Origin of the sequence: Undibacterium sp. Di26W, from assembly GCF_049340265.1 — a bacterium.
In the GTDB taxonomy this organism is placed as follows: Bacteria; Pseudomonadota; Gammaproteobacteria; order Burkholderiales; family Burkholderiaceae_D; genus Undibacterium.
The window spans coordinates 1-19,515 of sequence record NZ_JBMPOR010000014.1; the positions used below are offsets into that span (position 1 = coordinate 1).

Annotated in this window: 15 protein-coding genes; 11 read left to right on the forward strand and 4 right to left on the reverse strand. The window is 51.8% G+C overall.

Going from position 1 to position 19,515, the window contains the following annotated elements; all coding sequences use genetic code 11:
* Positions 1 to 444: 444 nt before the first annotated feature.
* The 3 genes from ACO0LM_RS16580 to recG all read right to left on the reverse strand — a co-directional run bounded on the left by ACO0LM_RS16580 (position 445) and on the right by recG (position 4,366).
* Entirely contained in the window at positions 445 to 1,410 is a 966-nt protein-coding gene (locus tag ACO0LM_RS16580; RefSeq protein ID WP_423038367.1) for a hypothetical protein, read from the reverse strand.
* 175 nt (positions 1,411 to 1,585) lie between these two features.
* Positions 1,586 to 2,068: a GNAT family N-acetyltransferase gene (locus ACO0LM_RS16585; protein ID WP_423038368.1), complete on the reverse strand. Its 483-nt coding sequence runs from the start codon at positions 2,066 to 2,068 to the stop codon at positions 1,586 to 1,588.
* Between the two features lie 12 nt (positions 2,069 to 2,080).
* Positions 2,081 to 4,366, reverse strand: coding sequence for an ATP-dependent DNA helicase RecG (gene recG, locus ACO0LM_RS16590; protein ID WP_423038369.1), 2,286 nt, complete (start codon positions 4,364 to 4,366; stop codon positions 2,081 to 2,083).
* Here recG and ACO0LM_RS16595 point away from each other — a divergent pair.
* The 11 genes from ACO0LM_RS16595 to ACO0LM_RS16645 all read left to right on the forward strand — a co-directional run bounded on the left by ACO0LM_RS16595 (position 4,365) and on the right by ACO0LM_RS16645 (position 18,840).
* Positions 4,365 to 4,511: a hypothetical protein gene (locus tag ACO0LM_RS16595; protein WP_423038370.1), complete on the forward strand. Its 147-nt coding sequence runs from the start codon at positions 4,365 to 4,367 to the stop codon at positions 4,509 to 4,511. The two genes, recG and ACO0LM_RS16595, sit on opposite strands and share 2 nt — an antisense overlap.
* Before the next feature lie 7 nt (positions 4,512 to 4,518).
* Entirely contained in the window at positions 4,519 to 5,568 is a 1,050-nt protein-coding gene (queA, locus tag ACO0LM_RS16600; RefSeq protein ID WP_423038371.1) for a tRNA preQ1(34) S-adenosylmethionine ribosyltransferase-isomerase QueA, read from the forward strand.
* Positions 5,561 to 6,694 (forward strand): tRNA guanosine(34) transglycosylase Tgt, encoded by a 1,134-nt coding sequence (gene tgt, locus ACO0LM_RS16605; protein WP_423038372.1) that lies wholly within the window; start codon positions 5,561 to 5,563, stop codon positions 6,692 to 6,694. Before queA ends, tgt begins: the two co-directional genes overlap by 8 nt.
* Positions 6,695 to 6,795: 101 nt before the next feature.
* Positions 6,796 to 7,197: a DUF4124 domain-containing protein gene (locus ACO0LM_RS16610; protein ID WP_423038373.1), complete on the forward strand. Its 402-nt coding sequence runs from the start codon at positions 6,796 to 6,798 to the stop codon at positions 7,195 to 7,197.
* Positions 7,198 to 7,436: 239 nt separating this feature from the next.
* Entirely contained in the window at positions 7,437 to 8,966 is a 1,530-nt protein-coding gene (locus tag ACO0LM_RS16615) for a flavin monoamine oxidase family protein (protein ID WP_423038374.1), read from the forward strand.
* Between the two features lie 143 nt (positions 8,967 to 9,109).
* The gene (locus ACO0LM_RS16620; RefSeq protein ID WP_423038375.1) at positions 9,110 to 10,546 is read left to right on the forward strand and encodes a YdgA family protein; all 1,437 of its coding nucleotides are present in this window, start codon (positions 9,110 to 9,112) and stop codon (positions 10,544 to 10,546) included.
* Between the two features lie 332 nt (positions 10,547 to 10,878).
* Positions 10,879 to 11,145, forward strand: coding sequence for a preprotein translocase subunit YajC (gene yajC, locus ACO0LM_RS16625; protein ID WP_422988747.1), 267 nt, complete (start codon positions 10,879 to 10,881; stop codon positions 11,143 to 11,145).
* 76 nt (positions 11,146 to 11,221) lie between these two features.
* Entirely contained in the window at positions 11,222 to 13,099 is a 1,878-nt protein-coding gene (gene secD, locus ACO0LM_RS16630) for a protein translocase subunit SecD (RefSeq protein WP_423038376.1), read from the forward strand.
* A gap of 33 nt (positions 13,100 to 13,132) precedes the next feature.
* The gene (gene secF / locus ACO0LM_RS16635) at positions 13,133 to 14,155 is read left to right on the forward strand and encodes a protein translocase subunit SecF (protein ID WP_423038377.1); all 1,023 of its coding nucleotides are present in this window, start codon (positions 13,133 to 13,135) and stop codon (positions 14,153 to 14,155) included.
* Positions 14,156 to 14,443: 288 nt separating this feature from the next.
* Entirely contained in the window at positions 14,444 to 15,754 is a 1,311-nt protein-coding gene (locus ACO0LM_RS16640) for an efflux RND transporter periplasmic adaptor subunit (protein WP_423038378.1), read from the forward strand.
* Positions 15,751 to 18,840, forward strand: coding sequence for an efflux RND transporter permease subunit (locus ACO0LM_RS16645; protein ID WP_423038379.1), 3,090 nt, complete (start codon positions 15,751 to 15,753; stop codon positions 18,838 to 18,840). Before ACO0LM_RS16640 ends, ACO0LM_RS16645 begins: the two co-directional genes overlap by 4 nt.
* Positions 18,841 to 19,021: 181 nt before the next feature.
* Here ACO0LM_RS16645 and ACO0LM_RS16650 read toward each other — a convergent pair whose 3' ends face one another.
* Positions 19,022 to 19,411, reverse strand: a complete 390-nt coding sequence (locus tag ACO0LM_RS16650; RefSeq protein WP_423038380.1) for a MarR family winged helix-turn-helix transcriptional regulator — start codon at positions 19,409 to 19,411, stop codon at positions 19,022 to 19,024.
* Between the last annotated feature and the right edge of the window lie 104 nt (positions 19,412 to 19,515).

The following is a 19,515-nucleotide window of genomic DNA, read 5'->3' on the forward strand; positions in this document are numbered from 1 at the left end:
CCAGCACTCAACATTAGGTTATCGCTCGCCGGTTCAATATCTGGAAGACTGGATGAAGAAACAAAATCAAGAGAATCTGGCTGCATGACAGTCACCTGATGGTGAACTAATTACCGAGGGAAGCTCATAGTGCTCCAGTTCCAAGATATTTTCAGGTCCAAGACTATCTCGCCATCTCGTCATATTTTTTGCATCAGCCTTCCAGCTTTTGGACCATTTCAGGTTGATACCTGGTCGTTCTATCGTTTGCATATTCAATCCCAGATGTACATTAATTTTTGAGGCAAGAATTTTGATAGAAGCTGGCGTTGAATTGCGCATTATTCATAGAATCAACAACTGGAAAATACGCATCATCGCTATGATCTTGCCAATGGTCTGGCGCATTCAGCACCTTTCATCAAGATATGGGCAATGTTTTCATGCTTCTAATCCATAAACGCATTAATCCTTGCAGCTTTCCGCATAGATAGCATCTTCGTCATAGCCATCCAATATCATGCGCTCGCGCACGCACTGAATTAAGGCATTGGGCTGAAAACTTACTTCTTCAGGCAATACACCAAGTGGCGTATTCATTAGTGGATGATCTAGCTTAGGATTTTGCAAACCGGACAGCTGGCGCATTTTAAACAATAGCAATATCTCAATCGGTAGACGAGTCCACCGCCCACTATAAAACTCACCTTCCGTATCATATTTACAGCTGCGCGTATGATAGTCGCAGGCAGCAAGACAAATCAGTGCCAAGTCTTCTGGATCAGGTATTTTCCAATGCTCGAACAACGCCTGAAAAATCGGTTCTTCGGTGGGTGCGCCATGTATAGTTAGCGGGTCTTCCCCCAGATAATCAGCCAACAAACGCAAGATAAAAGCAAATATGGGATAACGCCAAGTATCTTCTATCCAGCCTTTGTAGTAAGCGGCTATATACATCCGCGTGAGTTTTGCAGATTCTTCCTTGCAACCAATCACCATGCCAAGTGCGCAATACAAAACTTCTTCCATTTGCAAATTAGACATGGGTTTGCCAAGGCGTATTTGGGCCTTATTGTGTGTTTCAAACTCAACTGTTCGCGCAGTTAAAAATGCTGCAAATGCGTTTAAAGCCAAATTGGTATCAAAGGGAATGCCTGACATACCATTCTTTTCCAATTCGAATAAACGCAATAATCCATAAATTGACAAGTCGTTGCTAAGTGAAAATCGTTCCCAGTTTTTATAGGGCGGGTTGTATTCACGGACCTTTCGAAGAACATCTTTCGGATGACTACCAGATTCAGCGTAATGTTTCAAATTATCAAGTGTGGATTGATTCATTTGGTCGTACCAGCCCTGTAAATTCTTACAATCAGCCTTCCAGCTTTTGGACCATTTTAAATCTATCCCTGGTCGTTCTATCGTTTGCATATTAAATTCCTGAATTACACCGGTTGGGAATGTAGGGGAAATGGAGATAAAGAATTGAGCTGCTAAAGGATATATTAATGACGAGGCCTGTCTGTTAACAAGCACTGGTTGTATCGACGGAGCATATTGGCTGAGCTTGCCGCACGACGCTGGCTATTGGCGGTATTGCTACTTCTTAAGCAATCTTCTTCTGCATAATAATCGCCCCACCAAACTCAGGATTCAACTCATAAGGCGCAAAGCCCTCAGAACGATACAGGTTTTGCGCCCGCGTATTTCCTTCCAATACTTCCAGCGTCATCTTGCAATAACCCAGTTGTTCGGACAAGGTGCTCAGGTGCTGCATCATGGCCTGTGCCACGCCTTGGCCGCGAAAGTCGGGGTGGACGGCAAAGTCGTGGATGTTCAGCAAAGACTTGCAGGCGAAGGTGGAAAAGCCTTCTATGCAGATGGCGAAACCGGCAGCCTGGTCGTCAACGTAAGCCAGGATGGCGCGGACGGTGTTGCGTTGCTTTAATTCTTTGATCAGGTTGGCCTTGGCATAGTCGGACAAGGCTTCGTTGCCGCCCATGGGGTCTAGCGCATACATATTCAGCATGCGGACCAGGTCTGCTGCATGGGTGGGGTTGTTCAGGTCTACGTTGGTGATGGTGAGCATGTCTATTCCGTATTAAACGCGTAAAAATTCTTCTTTATAACCGAGCCAGCGTTCCAGGTGGGCGATGACGGTGGCGGGGTCGTTCTTCAACAAATCGTCGGCCAGGTTGCGGGCTTTTTCTACCAGCCATTGATCGGTTTCGAGATTGGCAAAGCGTAACATGGCTTCGCCAGACTGGCGTGCACCGAGAAATTCACCAGGGCCGCGCAGTTCCAGATCCTTGCGGGCGATTTCAAAGCCATCATTGCTTTCGCGCATGGTGGCCAGTCTTTGTTTGGCGGTGCCACCCAGTGGACCCTGATACAGCAGCAGACACGCGCTGGCGGCGGCACCACGGCCTACACGGCCACGCAACTGATGCAATTGCGACAGGCCAAAACGTTCTGCATGTTCGATGACCATCAGGCTGGCATTCGGTACATCGACGCCGACTTCAATCACCGTGGTGGCCACCAGTACCTGGCTTTCATTGCGGATGAAGGCTTCCATCGTGGCCTGTTTTTCTGCCGGTTTCAGACGGCCATGCACCAGGCCCACGCGCAGTTCTGGCAGGGCTTCTGCCAGCATGGCATGGGTGTCGGTGGCGGTTTGCAATTGCAGGGTTTCGGATTCTTCTATCAGCGGGCAGACCCAGTAGACTTGTTTGCCTTCCTGGCCTGCCGCCTGCACACGGGCGATGACTTCGTCGCGGCGGTTCTGGTCTATCACGCGGGTGACTATCGGTGTACGGCCTGGCGGCAGTTCATCGATTACTGACACTTCCAGATCGGCATAATACGTCATGGCCAGGGTGCGCGGGATGGGGGTGGCCGACATCATCAATTGATGCGGCACCTTGCCAGCTTCGGTCTTGTTGGCCAGGTTCAGGCGCTGGCTGACGCCAAAGCGATGTTGTTCATCGACGATGACCAGGCCCAGTTTTTTGAATTGCACGCTGTCCTGTATCAGGGCGTGGGTGCCTATCACCAGTTGTGCTTCACCAGAAGTGATGAGGGCATTGGCGGCGTCTTTTTCTTTTTTCTTCAGGCTGCCGGTCAGCCAGGCGGTTTTGACGCCCAGCGGTTCCAGCCATGCGGCAATTTTCCTGAAATGCTGTTCTGCCAGGATTTCTGTCGGGGCCATCAGGGCGGCCTGAAAGCCATTGTCTATTGCTTGTGCTGCTGCCAGGGCGGCAACGATGGTCTTGCCGCTGCCTACGTCGCCCTGCAACAGGCGCTGCATGGGAAAGGCTTCGCGCAAATCGGCGCGTATCTCGGCCAATACTTTTTCTTGGGCTTTGGTAAGCGAGAATGGCAGGTTCAGCAAGAAGGCATTGCTAAGTTCACCGACCAGCGGCAGGGCATTCGCACCTTTGCTGCGACGGCTGATCTGGGCGCGCTTGAGTGACAGTTGCTGGGCCAGCAGTTCATCGAACTTCATGCGTTCCCAGGCGGGATGCTCGCGTTCTATCAGGCTGTACTGGTCAACCTCAGATGGCGGGTTGTGCAGGATGCGTATGCTGCTTTCAAAATCTTGCAGGCCCAGTGCGCTCAGCCGGGCAGGGGACAGGGTGTCGTGGCAGTGGACGCGCGTCATGGCATTGACGATGGCCTTGCGCAGCAGGGCTTGCGGCAGCCCTTCGCCAGATGGGTAGACGGGCGTCAGCGCCGTAGGCAGGGGCGCGCCTTCATTGACGACCTTATAGTGTGGATGCACCATTTCTGCACCAAAGAAGCCATGCCGCAATTCGCCCCTGGCGCGGATACGTATGCCAACCGCCATCTGCTTGGTCTGGTTACCATAAAAATTCAGGAAGCGCAGTACCACTTGTCCGGTATCGTCGGCGATGGTGACGACTAACTGGCGTCGCGGGCGGTACTGGATATCGCATTCGCTGACTATGCCCTCTACCTGCACGCTGCTGCCACCACGGAAAGAGGCGTCTCGCATGTTGACGATTTCGGTTTCATCTTCATAACGCATGGGCAGGTGCAGGACAAAATCCATGTCCTTGCGCAAGCCCAGTTTGGCCAGTTTTTCACTTATTTTGCTGGCACTGCTGCCGTTATTCACCTTGCTGGCAGTTGTTTTGGATTTTTTTGCTGCTGTTTTTGTGCTGGTTTTTTCGGTTTCTATTGGCGATGCTGTTATAGCAGGCTCATGCAGGCCGGAAGGCGCATTGTCAGCGTTTGTTTTTGCACTTTGGTCTTCAGCGGCCATGGGGTGTAAAATGGTGGGTTTTGCCGTTAGCTTATTTTTTGTGTAAGGATGATAGCTGGAAAACTGTGTCCGTATTGGTTCGAGAGTGTCTGGATTCATGATGAAGCAAGATATTGTCGTCAAAGAATATTGTCAATTGGAACAGTTTTTACCTGATATTGCATATTCTACTGATATTTTATACAGTATGCAGCAGCTTTCTATGGCTTTTGGCGGTTTACCCCGATTTTTGTCTGATGTCTGATACTTGCATGCGCTATTCCCTGAGTGATTTCGATTTTGACCTGCCCGATACCCTGATCGCGCAAACACCCTTGCCCGACCGCACGGCCTCGCGCCTGCTGCATGTCGACGGTGATCAATTGACAGACCGGCATTTTGCCGACGTCATAGACCAGTTGTCAGCTGGTGATTTACTGGTATTCAATGACACCCGTGTGCTGAAGGCGCGTTTTTTCGGCGTCAAGGAAACCGGTGGCAAGATACAGATGCTGGTCGAACGTGTACTCTCAAACAATGAGCAGGAACGCAGCGTACTGGCGCAAATGCGCGCATCCAAATCACCGCTGCCGGGCAGCAAAATACGTCTGGCCGATAGTTTTGATGTGGTCGTTGGTGAACGTGTGGGCGAATTCTTTACCCTGCACTTCCCATCCGACATTTTCACTTTGCTGGAAACCTATGGCCGTCTGCCTTTGCCACCGTATATCGAGCATGATGCCGATGACTTTGACGAGCAGCGTTATCAGACCGTGTATAACCGCGTGCCGGGTGCAGTCGCTGCGCCTACGGCTGGTCTGCATTTTGACCAGGCTTTGTTGCAGCGTTGTCAGGATAAAGGCATCAAGCTGGCCTACGTGACCCTGCACGTGGGGGCGGGCACTTTCCAGCCTGTCCGCACAGAAAACCTGGCAGATCACCAGATGCACAGCGAATGGTATACCGTGCCAGATGACACCGTCAGTGCTGTGCAAGCAACCAAAGCTGCAGGTGGCAAAGTGGTTGCTGTTGGCACCACCAGCATGCGTGCACTGGAATCAGCTTCGCAAAACGGTGCCTTGCGGGCAGGCAGCGATGACACCCGTTTGTTCATCACGCCAGGTTATGTATTTAAAACCGTGGACCGGCTTATCACTAATTTCCACTTACCAAAATCCACGTTGATGATGCTGGTATCGGCATTTGCCGGTTATGGTCGCGTCCGCGCTGCCTATGCGCACGCGATTGCCCATCAATACCGTTTTTTCAGCTATGGCGACGCCATGCTGTTGACCAATTCCTCCGGGGAAGACCATGCTTGAATTTACACTGATCAAAAAAGATAAAACCACTGCTGCCCGTCGCGGTCGTGTCAAAGTCAACCATGGTGAAATCGAAACGCCTATCTTCATGCCGGTTGGTACCTATGGTTCAGTCAAGGCCATGTCGCCGCTGGAATTGAAAGAGATTGATGCCCACATCATCCTGGGCAACACCTTCCACCTGTGGCTGCGCCCGGGCATGGAGGTGATCAACAAGTTTGGTGGCCTGCATGATTTCATGGGTTGGGATAAGCCTATCCTTACCGACTCCGGTGGTTTCCAGGTATTCTCATTGGGGGCGATGCGCAAGATCACCGAAGAAGGGGTCAAGTTTTCGTCGCCTATCAGCGGCGAGCGTTTGTTTTTGTCGCCAGAGATATCCATGCAAATCCAGCGCGCCCTGAATTCTGACATTGTCATGCAGTTTGATGAATGCACGCCGTATGAAATCGATGGCCGACCAGCAACGACAGAAGAAGCCGGCAAATCCATGCGCATGTCCTTGCGCTGGGCCAAACGTTCCATCGATGAATTCAACCAGGGTGAAAACCCGAATGCCTTGTTCGGCATCGTTCAGGGTGGCATGTTTGAGCATCTGCGTGATGAATCGCTGGCTGGTTTGAATGAACTCAATTTCCACGGCATTGCCATCGGTGGCCTGTCTGTCGGTGAACCGAAAGAAGACATGATGCGCGTGCTGGCGCATGTCGGCCCCAAGCTGCCAGAAAACAAACCGCATTACCTGATGGGCGTCGGTACGCCAGAAGACCTGGTGGCCGGTGTGGCCAATGGCATAGACATGTTTGATTGCGTCATGCCGACCCGTAATGCACGCAATGGCTGGATCTTCACCCGCTTTGGCGATATCAAGATCAAGAATGCGCGCTACAAGGAAGAAAAAGAACCGCTGGATGCCACCTGTGAGTGTTACGCCTGCAAGAACTTCTCGCGCGCCTACCTGCATCACTTGCATCGTACTGGCGAAATTTTGGGTGCACGCCTGAACACCATCCACAACCTGCACTACTACCTGGATTTGATGAAAAATATCCGCAAGGCACTGGATGATGAACGCTTTCCCGAGTTTGTCGCGCAATTCCATGCTGACCGGGCGCGTGGCGTTTGACACGGCGCATGCATTGCAGACAGAATAAGTTGCGCCATATGTAATGCCAATCTGCATAATTGCCACATGTCAGGGAATGTCGTTCAATTCATGGAGTCACTATGAAATGCAATCAATTCGCTATTTTCACGCTTTCCCTGTGTTTTGCGACATTCGCACAGGGGCGCGAAGTCTACAAATGTGTGTCAGCAGATGGCAGAACCAGTTATATGGACAAACCCTGTGACAAAAACGCGAAAAGTGCGACGGAAGTCATCATTAATAAAGAAGACACTCCTTCAGCGGCTGAGGTAAGCAAGCAGCACGCAGACTGGAAGAAAAAGAGTGATGAGTTTAATGAGAGATATCTGAGCAGATTGCGTAAAGAAGAAGAGGATGCGGCCAAGAAAAAAGCTGATGAGGAAAAAGCCGCCTTGCGTGCAAAACGAATTGCGGACGAGGAAGAAAGATTGCAGCGTGAAGAAGGTGCGCGTGCAGCAGCAGCGAGACGTAATGGATTTTAATTCTTTAAGCGACAGTTTCCTTCACTGATCAAGTTGGGCTCAACACCAGAATCCATTTCACCATTATTGATGAAATGGATTTTATACATATAAAGCGTGCAAAGACCGCGCAAAATTAAAAAGGTTTCCTATTATGACTTATGCAAAACCGCCCCAGCTGTGTTACAGCGCCTTGCCGTACTATTCGCACTGTCTTCGTCGCTGCGCCTTGCTGGGACGATTTTGCGTAAGTCCTATCTATGAATAATTATCACCCCGTTATTATTGCCGGCGGCGGCATTTCCGGTTTGTATTGCGCCTGGCGCTTGGCTCAGGCCGGGCAAAAAGTGGTGGTGCTGGAGGCATCGTCAGATCGTTGGGGTGGGCGCATAGAAACCGAAGATCTCGACGGTTTCATTGCTGAGTGGGGACCGATGCGATTCGAGCCCACCTTACAACCGCGCTTCGATAAACTGTGCCGTGACCTCGGCGTCAGATTGACCGAGTTCAGTGGCCCTGAAGGCGAAGAAGTCAACGCCCCCACCTATGACTTGCCGGTGGAAGAAATGGGCCTCAATTCCCTGCAATTGCTGAAACGCGGCATCATGCTGGTGATGGGGCAAGACCCGCAAGACCAGGCCTGGATCGACAATCAGACCGAAGCCGATTACCAGCGCATGCGCAAACATGCGCAACTCAATGGTCAGCCGTTGTGGAGCATGGGTTTCTGGAATGCGTTGTCGGCCGAAGGCGTACTCAGTCACCTGGCGTTAACCAAGCTGAGGGATACCGGGACTTTCTATCACATGATTCCGGAAAACCTGAATGCCATCGAATGGATTATCTGGTGGCTACGCGCGTTGAAGACGGTCGGCCAGCAGTTGGCCAGTGTCGATGGCGGTACGGCCAAACTGACAGAAAGCCTGATGGCGAAATTGCGTAATCTCAGCAATGTCACTTTGGCTGGCGGCCATATGCTGACCAGCTTCAGGCAGGTTGCCATGGGCCAGCCCCTGCTGGAACTGGAAGTGCGTACCAAAAGCGGCAATATACAGTTGCAGACCGACAGACTGATCCTGGCATTGCCAAGAATGCCGCTGGTGAAACTGGCATCCTGCCTGCCCGAACATGTGGCTTCGCAACTCGATGCGGTGAATGGCTTCCCGATGTTGAAACTGTTCTTCGTAACAGATTCACCGTGGTGGGATTATTCCCAAAGGCCGCAACAGTATGCAAGCTGCCTGCCTACCCGCGAGATTCATTATTTCCGCCGCCAGCAAGGCAAGGACAAGGATGGCCATGGCATGGTCTTGCTGTACATGGACCGTCCGTCGACAGAATTCTGGAAGCATTATGTGATGGAGTCTGAGCGCCATGACCGGGCCGAAATTGACCAGAACGTCAAAATCGTCGATGCCTTTTCGCTATTTGTGGCACGTGATGTGAAGCGCCTGGTTGATATCAAGCGATCAGGCTTGAAACTGACGGACCAGGCCCAGCACATGTTTGAAGAAAAATCGCTGGAAGAGACCCGCACACATATCAAGAATTCGATTGTCACCTATGGTATCCGCGACTGGGCCAGGGCACCGTACGGCGCCGCTAACCATGGCTGGCAACCTGGGGTGCGCTCATGGAAAGTCATGGATGTGTTCAAGGCCTTTGACTTTGGCAGTGGCGCCAAGAATATCCATATCGTTGGTGAGGCTTATTCCGATTACCAGGGTTTTGTCGAAGGCGCCCTGAACAGCTCTGAACTGGCATTGGCGACGATAAGAAGCGCCTCATAAAGCATACATAAGCATGCACAAGTGTGGTTTTGGCGCAGGGCAATACATGTATTTGAGTGTGTAACAATGACAAGCGAAATGAAGCTTGTTACACTTTCCGCTCTTATTCATGATAGGCGTTTTAGCCGCTACGGGGGAAGTCTGTGAAAATTAGTGCACGCTGGATGGTATTGGTGGCGGTATTGGCTGGGGCCTATCCTGCCGCATCCTGGTACACAGGGAAACGTGTGGCTGCCAAATTCATGACGTCGAAAGACCAGCCCGCGCAGACGCCTTTCATCAAACTGGTGAAGCAGGATTATCAACGGGGCGTGTTTTCTTCTGTCGAAGATGTCACCCTGGAACTTAACCTGGCCAGTATTTCCAAACCAAGTCCAGCGGCCCCGCCAGGTGCAGGGGGGGATAATACTGGTGCTGACCCGGCAGCGCAGGCAGCACAGATTGCCCAGGCTGCCAGGGGCGAACAGCTACCAGTGATACAACTGCGTTTTGTCAGCCGTATCCAGCATGGCCCTTTCCCCGGCTTGCGCAGCTTCGGTGCAGCCTCCATCAAGACCGAGCTGGTGCTGGACCCGGCCAGCAAGACACAACTGGAAAAAATATTTGGTAATGCCGATCCTTTGCAAATCAGCTCCACCCTGACCTATGGCGGCGCTGGACATGTGTCCTTGTCCAGCCCGGCTTTCTCTACCGTTACGGACCGGGATCGCGACAAACTGGCCTGGCAGGGTTTGAATATGGATGTGGATTTTGACAAGGAGTATAAAAATTTCCGTGTCAGCCTGAATGCACCCGGTTTGACGGTGGATAGTCTGGAAGGTCAGTCATTCAAGATGGGCGCGATCAGCATCAAGGGGGATGCCAGCAAGGCCTATCCTACCGGTCCTTTATATGTAGGCAAATCCGAGACGACACTGGCTGGTATCAGTTTCAGCGACAAGGCAGATCCGAAAAAAAGCTTTTCCATGCAGCAGTTAAGCCTGAACACCGATGCCAGCATCAAAGATGATTTCTTGTCCGTGTTTGCCAGGCTGGGGGTCAGCAAGTTCATGTTTGATCAGCTTGAATTCAGCAATTTCCATTACGACTATGGTGTGAAGCACCTGCATGCTCCTTCCATTGCGCAGATTTCTGCCGCCTATTCCGGTGCCACCGCCGATCCAGAAAAAATGGCTGCCCTGAAAGCTGTATGGGAGCAGGTGGGACCGACCATCATCAATGGCCAGCCGGAACTGGTCCTGGAACGTATCAGCATCGTCACCAGCGATGGTGAGGCAAAACTGACCGGCGGGATGAAACTGGTGGATGCCAATGTCACCGATATCAGCAATATCATGGCCCTGTACCCCAAGGTGCAGGGTAATCTGGATATTACCCTGACGGATGTCCTGGTCAGCAAGCTGGGTGGTGCCTCGCAAAAAGACCCGGAAATGCAGAAAGCCGCGCTGGATGCCATGAATCAGCAAATCGCCAGTTTTGTCGAACAGGGTTACATTAATCGCAACGGCAAGCTGCTCAATGCCAAGCTCGAATGGTCGCAGGGCAAGCTGACAGTAAACGGCAAAGCCTTTCAACGGTAATGATCAAAAGGGCAACGCTACAACGTTGCCCGCATCAATTGGTAGTCTTAATGGCAATTTGTTAAGGCGACAAGCTGCTTTTCTCCTTCCCTGGCAATGAATCATCCCGTATATGCTGACAATTGAAAGCAATTGCTTCGTGCAGTGCTAAAATACAGAGCTTTGCTAATTGAAAATTAAGCTTTTGGCGCTATATACCAGTGATTGCAACAAATTGTATTCACCTTTGTGTCGCAAAACGGGTTAAGTATTATTAAAATGACAGGAGTCTGAACGTGTTTATTTCCAACGCTTACGCGCAATCTGCTGGTACCGCTCTTGACGGTGGCCTGATGAGTTTCCTGCCGATTATTCTGATGTTTGTGGTGCTGTATTTCCTGATGATACGTCCACAGATGAAACGTCAGAAAGAACAGCGTTCCATGATGGATGCGCTGGCCAAGAATGATGAAGTCATCACTTCCGGTGGCGTTTTGGGCAAAGTGACCAAGGTCACTGATGCGTATGTCACCATAGAGGTGGCTGAAGATACAGAAATCGTGGTTCAAAAAGTAGCCATTACGATGTTGCTGCCCAAGGGCACGATTAAAACGCTGTAATCAGCGAACACAGGCAACGCAGTCCTACTACTCCGGGCTGCGTTGTGCTTTTTAGCTTCCAATTATTTTTCCCATTATGAATCGCTATCCACTCTGGAAGTACCTACTGATTCTGATCGCGCTGGTGTTGGGTGCGCTGTATACAGCCCCGAATTTCTTTGGCGAATCACCCGCGGTACAGATCAGCAGCGCCAAGGCCACGCTCAAAATTGACTCCAGCATGATGCCTGCCGTAGAAAAGGCACTGGAAAAAGGCGGTTTGAAAAACAAGGGCCTGGTGTACGAAAACAACGGCGTGCAAGGCACGATACGGGTGCGTTTCGAAGACACGGATACCCAGTTCAAAGCCAAAGCCTTGTTGGAAAAAGAATTGAATATTGATCCAACCGATCAGTCCTATACGCTGGCATTCAACCTCTTGTCGAATACCCCAAACTGGTTGCAAAGCCTGAATGCCCTGCCTATGTACCTGGGTCTGGATTTGCGCGGTGGTGTGCATTTCCTCATGCAGGTGGATACCAAGGCAGTATTGAACAAACGCCTTCAGGGCTTACTGTCCAGCACCCGCGTCACCTTGCGCGACAAGGATGTACGTCACGCCGGTATCAGTCGTGAAGGCGATCAGATCAAGATCAGGTTCCGTGATGCAGAGGCGCGTGAAAAAGCAAAAACGGTACTGGTCAGCCGCATGAACGATGTGGATTTGCTGGACGTGGCAAGCACGGATACCAGTGAATTCAATCTGCAGGTCAGCCTGAAGGCCAAGGCACTCAAAGATGTGGTGGCAGAAGGCATCAAGCAAAATATTACTGCCTTGTCCAAGCGTGTGAATGAGCTGGGTGTGGCAGAACCGATTATTCAGCAGCAGGGCGCTGACCGTATCGTTGTGCAATTGCCAGGCGTGCAGGACGTGGCGCGTGCCAAAAGCATCATCAATCGTTTGGCGACGCTGGAAGTGCGTTTGCTGGACGACAGTGTGATTGGCCCGGTTGACGCCAATACGGCAGTGCCATTTGGTTCTGAAATGTTCAAATCCAATCGTGGCGAAAACCTGATCCTGACCAAGGACCCGGTCATCACAGGTGATGATATTACCAATGCGACAGGCAGTTTCGACCAGCATCAGCAACCAGCAGTCAGTGTTGACCTGAATGGCGATGGTGGTCGCAAGATGGCGCAGGCTACCAGCACCCGTATCGGCAAACGGATGGCGATAGTCTTGTTTGAAAAAGGCAAGGGTGAAGTCCTGATCGCGCCAACCATCAATGACGAATTGCGTAACAGTTTCATCATTACCGGCATGGGCTCCACCGCTGCTGCAGGTGATCTGGCACTGTTGCTGCGCGCCGGTTCGCTGGCGGCTCCGATGGAAATCATCGAAGAACGCACCATAGGCCCGCAACTGGGTGTGGAAAACATCAAACAGGGCCGCAATTCCACGTTGTATGGTTTTGCCGCGATTGCGATTTTCATGATGGCGTATTACATGATGTTCGGCTTCTTTAGCGTGCTGGCCTTGTCGGTCAACCTGTTATTGCTGGTGGCCTTGCTGTCCCGCTTGCAGGCGACGCTGACATTGCCGGGTATTGCTGCGATCGCGCTGGCACTGGGTATGGCGATTGATGCCAACGTGCTGATCAATGAGCGGATACGGGAAGAACTACGGGCTGGCAAAACACCGCAGAAAGCCATAGAAGAAGGTTTTGATCATGCCTGGGCGACCATTCTCGATTCCAACGTGACGACGCTGATCGTAGGTCTGGCATTGCTGGTGTTTGGTTCCGGCGCAATTCGCGGCTTCGCTGTCGTGCATTGCCTGGGTATTGTTACTTCCATTTTCTCTTCCGTGTTTGTATCGCGTGGTGTGGTTAACCTGTGGTACGGCAAGCAGAAAAAACTGTCGTCCATTTCTATTGGCCAGATCTGGAAGCCAAAACAAGATGCTGTGAAATAAGCGCTCAGCCAAACAAGAATACAGGACTACATCATGGAATTATTCCGCATTAAAAAAGACATTCCTTTCATGCGCCACGCGCTGATATTCAATGTCATCTCTGCACTGACCTTTGTGGCTGCCGTGTTTTTCCTAGTACACAAGAGCTTGCATTTCTCGGTTGAATTTACCGGTGGTACGGTCATGGAAGTGACTTACCCGAAAGCGGCGAACGTTGATGGCATTCGAAAAATAGTCGAACACCTGGGTTTTGAAGATTCTCCAGTGCAGCCTTTCGGCCGCGCGCAAGACGTGGTGATCCGTTTGCCGGAAACCAAGAAAGATGCCAAAGCCCCTGTCTCTGACGTGGTGTTTGAAGCACTGTGCAAAATGGAAAACGGCAGTCTGACCAAAGTAACGAGCAGTGCTGAAAGTGGCGCAAGCTCTGAAAAAATGGTGTGCCAGGACGCTGCCAAGAATGAACCGGTGAAATTGCAAAGGGTAGAACTGGTCGGTGCCCAGGTCGGTGACGAACTGGCACATGACGGTTTGATGGCTTTGCTGTTTGTGGTGCTGGGTGTGATGATCTACCTGGCCATACGCTTTGAATGGAAATTCGCAGTAGCGGCCATCGTTGCCAACTTGCATGACGTGATTATCATTCTTGGTTTCTTTGCTTTTTTCGAATGGGAATTCAATTTGTCGGTGCTGGCGGCGGTACTGGCGGTGCTGGGTTATTCTGTGAATGAATCGGTGGTTATTTTTGACCGTATCCGTGAAAATTTCCGCAAGCAGCGCAAGATGTCGGTAACTGAAGTGATTGACAATGCCATCACCAGTACCATTTCCCGTACCATCATCACGCATGGCTGTACCCAGATGATGGTATTGTCGATGCTACTGATTGGCGGCCCGACACTGCACTATTTTGCAGTTGCACTGACGATAGGTATTTGCTTCGGTATTTATTCTTCTGTGTTTGTGGCAGCCGCGATTGCAATGTGGCTGGGTGTGAAACGGGAAGACCTGATCAAGCCGGTCAAAGAAAAAGATGATACGGATGGCGCAGTTGTTTGAAACGCAGGAGCTCTGTCGCTTCCATGTAACGGAAGGTATCTAAAATGAGAGCCAGCCTGTGTGCTGGCTTTTTCTTTGCTAGCATTTCGGTTCTGAACTTTTGATGTTGATTTGAGTCTTAGAAGCAATTGCAATTTAAAATGTCTTTCTCTCACCGCCATCCGCATGGCAAGTGGTAAAAATGGTCAGACCGCTTGTGCTTACGCGGCAGTCAATTTGGCATGGAGGCAGTTTGTCAGCCTGATTTTGCAATAACTTCTTGGCGTCCCTGCACTGGATAAAAATAATATGAGTAAATTCAAAACCCTGATCATCGTCGCGGCAATAGCGGCAGCTTCTGGTGTCTCTTACAAGGTATGGAAATCTTCTGCCGCGGCAAATGCTGAAAATACGGCGTCCGGCAAAGCTGCCAATGCTGGCAATGCGAACGGTGGTGGGCAAAATCGTCCGGTGACAGTATCTACCGTGATTGCACAAAAACGTGATTACCCGGTACGCCTGACTGCCAACGGTGTTGTGTCGGCAATCAATACAGTAGATATACGTCCGCAAGTTACCAGTACCATTGCCAAGGTGCATATCAAGGAAGGGCAGTTTGTGCGTGCCGGTGACGTGTTGTTCACGCTGGATAGCCGCGCGGATGAAGTGAATCTGGCCAAGGCCCAGGCGCAGCTGGACAAGGATCTGGCGACACTGGCCGACAATCAACGTCAGTTGGCGCGCAGCAAAGACCTGGTAGCGAAGAAATTTGTTGCACAAAGCGCAGTGGATGCCAGCCAGACTCTGGTCGATACGCAACAAGCCGTCGTGGCTTCTGACAAGGCGGCAGTTACGGCCACCCGCGTTGCCCTCAGTTACAACCGCATCGTGGCCCCGTCTGCTGGCCGTACCGGCATCATCAGTGTCTTCCCCGGTTCGCTGGTGCAGCCAAGCGCGACCTCGCCAGCACTGGTGACGATTACCCAAATGGATCCGGTAGCGATCACTTTTCCCTTGCCACAACGTAATCTGCCAGATGCACTGGAAAGCATGCGACGCGCTGACAGTTTTGTCCTGGCCAGTCTGCCGGATAACAATGCCAGGTTCAAAGGCAAGTTGCAGTTTGTCGACAATGCGGTTGATGCTGCCTCTGGCACCATCAAGGTCAAGGCGGTATTTGACAACAAGGAAATGAAACTGTGGCCGGGTGCTTTCGTGAACCTGGAATTGAGCGTACAGACCTTGAAAGATGCCGTCGTGGTGCCGCAAGATGCGATCGTCATTGGTGCCCGGGGCAAATCCGTGTATGTGGTCGATGCCGAAAACAAGGCCATCGTGAAACCTGTCATTGTGACCAACAGTTTTGGCGATGATGCCGTGGTAACCGGGATAGAGGCCGGTGCCAAAGTGGTGCTGGACGGCAAACAGAATCTGCGCCCTGGTGGCACCATCAAGGAACGCAATGGCGATGACAAGGATGATGGCAAAGAAGGTGGCTCCGGCAAGGGCGGCAAGTCTGCCAAGGCTGGTGCCTCGGCTGGTGTTTCCAATTCCGGTAGTGCACCGACCCAAGCACCAGCGATACCAGTGACATCGGCTTCCGCAGCGAGTGCATCATGAATCTGTCCGAGCTGTTCATACGTCGTCCGGTCATGACGATATTGCTGAACCTGTCGATTGTAGTGGCAGGTGTGCTGGCATATCGTTACATTCCGATTGCGGCTTTACCTAGCTATAACACGCCGGTGATCAGCGTCAATGCCAACTTGCCGGGTGCCAGTCCGGAAACCATGGCGACGTCGGTGGCGCTGCCGCTGGAAAAGCAGTTTGCGACCATTCCCGGCCTGTCCATCATCAGTTCCAGTAATACCCTGGGTTCGACCTCACTGACCCTGGAATTCGACCAGAACCGCAATGTTGATGCGGCTGCGGTGGACGTGCAGGCGGCCTTGCTGCGGGCGACCCGCTCCTTGCCAGTGGACATGACATCGCCACCGTCGTATCGCAAGGTGAACCCGGCCGATGCGCCTGTGTTGTTCATTGCCCTGACCTCACCTTCACTCAGCCTGTCTGAACTGACCAGTTATGCAGAACACCTGATTTCCCCCAGCCTGTCGACGCTGGAAGGGGTGGCGCAGGTGAATATTTTTGGTATCAAGCGGTATGCCGTGCGCATACGTGTGATGCCGGATGCGCTGGCAGCACGCAACCTGACACTGGATGAACTGTCGGCATCGATCAAGACGTCGAATGCAAATACACCGGTCGGTACACTGGACGGTGACAAGCAGACCCTGACGCTGCTGGCCAACAAGCAACTGCAAAGCGCTGCGGAATTTGCCGATCTGGTGGTCAGCAACAAGGGTGGCCAGGTAGTGCGCCTGCGTGAAGTCGCCCAGGTGGAAGACAGTTATGAACAGGTAAAAACTGCCGCCAATTTCAATGGAGAAAGTTCGATCACGCTGGCGATTCAAAGACAGACCGATGCGAATACCGTCAAGGTGGTGGATTCTATCAAGGCAGCCTTGCCTGGCTTCAAGGCGCAGCTTCCGGCGTCGGTCAAGATGAACCTGGTGAATGACCGCTCGATCTCCATCCGCGATGCCTTGCATGACGTTAACCTGACCTTGCTGCTGACGATTTTCCTGGTAGTGATTGTGATCTTCCTGTTCTTGCGTCGCATGGTCGCAACCATCATTCCTACCTTGTCACTGCCGGTGTCACTAGTGGGGGCTATCAGCCTGTTATGGGGCTTTGGCTATACGCTGGACAATGTGTCACTGCTGGGGTTGACACTGGCCGTCGGGCTGGTGGTGGATGATGCGATCGTGATGCTGGAAAACATCATGCGTCACGTTGAAAATGGCGAACCGCCATTCAAGGCGGCATTGCAGGGTTCGCGTGAAGTCGGGTTTACCATCATCTCCATTTCCACTTCGCTGGTGGCGGTGTTTATCCCGATTTTTTTCATGCCTGGTGTGATCGGCCAGCTGTTTCATGAATTTGCCGTCATTGTTACCCTGGCGATTGCCGCTTCAGCCTTTGTCTCGCTGACGCTGGTACCCATGCTGGCCAGCCGTTTCCTGAAAAGCGAACATGAGCTGAAAGAACCACCCAAAGTCGTGGCAGCCATGCTGCAGGTGTTTGAAAACAGTTTCAATTCATCTCTGCGCGCTTACACGCGAGGCCTGGATCTGGCCTTGCGTCATCGTGGTGCCGTATTGTTGATTGCCTTGGCAACGTTTGCAGCGACCGCCTATCTGTTCAATATCATTCCCAAAGGTTTTTTTCCGCAGGAAGACATAGGCCAGATCAACGTCTCGACCGAAGCAGCAGAAGAAACCTCTTTCCCTGCCATGGTGGTGTTGCAGGACAGGGTCGCCAAAATCATACGCGATGACCCGAATGTGGCAACAGCAACCTCGTTTAACGGCGGTGGCGGTGCGCAAAATACTGGCCGCATGTTTATTAACCTGAAACCGCGCGATGAGCGCAAGCCCATGAAGGATGTGGTGGACAGCTTGCGCAAGAAGCTCAATGAAGTGCCAGGTATCACCGTATTTTTGCGTCCCACACAAAACTTGCAACTGGGTGGACGCCCGAGCAAGAGCCAGTACCAGTACATCCTGCAAAGCGTGGAAGCCAGCTCACTCAGCGACTGGGCGATCAAGCTGCAAGAAAAATTGCGCACTGATCCCGGTTTCAAGGATGTCACTACGGATTCGCAACTGAAAGGCTTGCAGGCCAGTGTCGATATCGACCGTGATCGTGCCAATGCTTTAGGCGTCAACATGGACAGCATACGTTCGGCCATGTACAGCGCTTTTGGTGAGCGTCAGGTATCGACCATGTACACCAATGTGGATAGCTACCAGATCATCATGGAAGTCGCACCGGATGCCAAGAAGGATGAAGATGCCATCAACGGTATTTATGTCCGTGCCAATACCGGCGCCCTGGTTCCTTTATCCAGCTTGGCCACGGTCAAGCGTACCGTCGGGCCGACTGCCATCAACCATGTGGGCCAGTTGCAGGCGGTTACTGTGTCGTTCAATCTGGCACCGGGTACGGCCTTGGGTGACGCCACCAATCGCATAGACAAATATCGCGAAGAAATCAAGTTGCCGGCTTCCATCATTACCACCTATGGTGGTGATGCTGCAGTGTTCAAGGATTCGCAATCCGGTCAGGTGATACTGATCGTGGCAGCCTTGCTGGTCATCTATGTCTTGCTGGGTGTGCTGTATGAAAGCTATATACATCCGATCACCATCCTGGCTGGTTTGCCATCGGCAGCGGTGGGTGCCTTGCTGACCTTGCAGATGTTCGGTGAAGACCTGACGCTGATTGCAACCATAGGTATTTTGCTGCTGATAGGTATCGTCAAGAAAAATGCGATCATGATGATTGACTTCGCGCTGGATGTGCAAAGGCATCACAACATGACACCGCCCGAGGCGATACGTGAAGCCTGCATCCAGCGTTTCCGCCCCATCATGATGACCACACTGGCCGCGCTGGTTGGTGCCTTGCCGATTGCATTGGGTCTGGGGGCTGGTGCCGAATTGCGTCAGCCTTTGGGCTTGGCGGTGGTGGGTGGCCTGATCTTCTCGCAGGCGATCACGCTGTTCATTACACCGGTGATTTATCTGACACTGGACAGGTTCAGTGGTAAAGGCCCTATCGTTGGTGACAGCCTGAATTAATTCTTTCACATGAGCAATATTGCCAGGTCAACACGCCCCAGATATCTGCACGCGCACATCCCTTTATCCGCGCTGTTTCATGCGGGTAGAGGGTGGCCATCAAATCCCTGTTAGCTTGGTAAGAAATGAGTTGGGAAGGCATACAGCAGTGTGCAGACGTTCCGCAGCGCTTATTCTGCCATCAATGACTGTCGTCGAGCAGATGTTGCTTCAACTTTCCTAGCGCGGTTTCCAGTTGCAGGTAATCTGCTTCGGTATAGGTGTTGAAACGCAGTTTGCCGCGTTGTACTACCTTGGGGAAAATATCGTCGAAGGTGGCTTCGCCACAGGGCGTCAGTTTGACAAACAATTGTCGTCGGTCATCGTTGCTGCGGTCACGTTGTACCAGGCCTTTTTGTTCCAGGCGGTCAAGTACACCGGTCAGTGTGCCTTTGGTGATCAGGGTTTTTTCACCCAGTTCCTTGCAGGTCATGCCAGGGGTATTGCCCAGGGTGGCAATAATGTCGAATTGAGAATGCGTAAAGCCGAGCTTGCGCACCGTCCTTGTTGAGGATTGCTCAAATAATTGCATGCATTCGGAAAGTAATCGTATGCTGCGCAGGAAGCGTTCACCCATAAAAATTAGTGGAAATGTTGAGGTTTGATCCACCTCGGCGGATCAAACCAGAGAGCAAA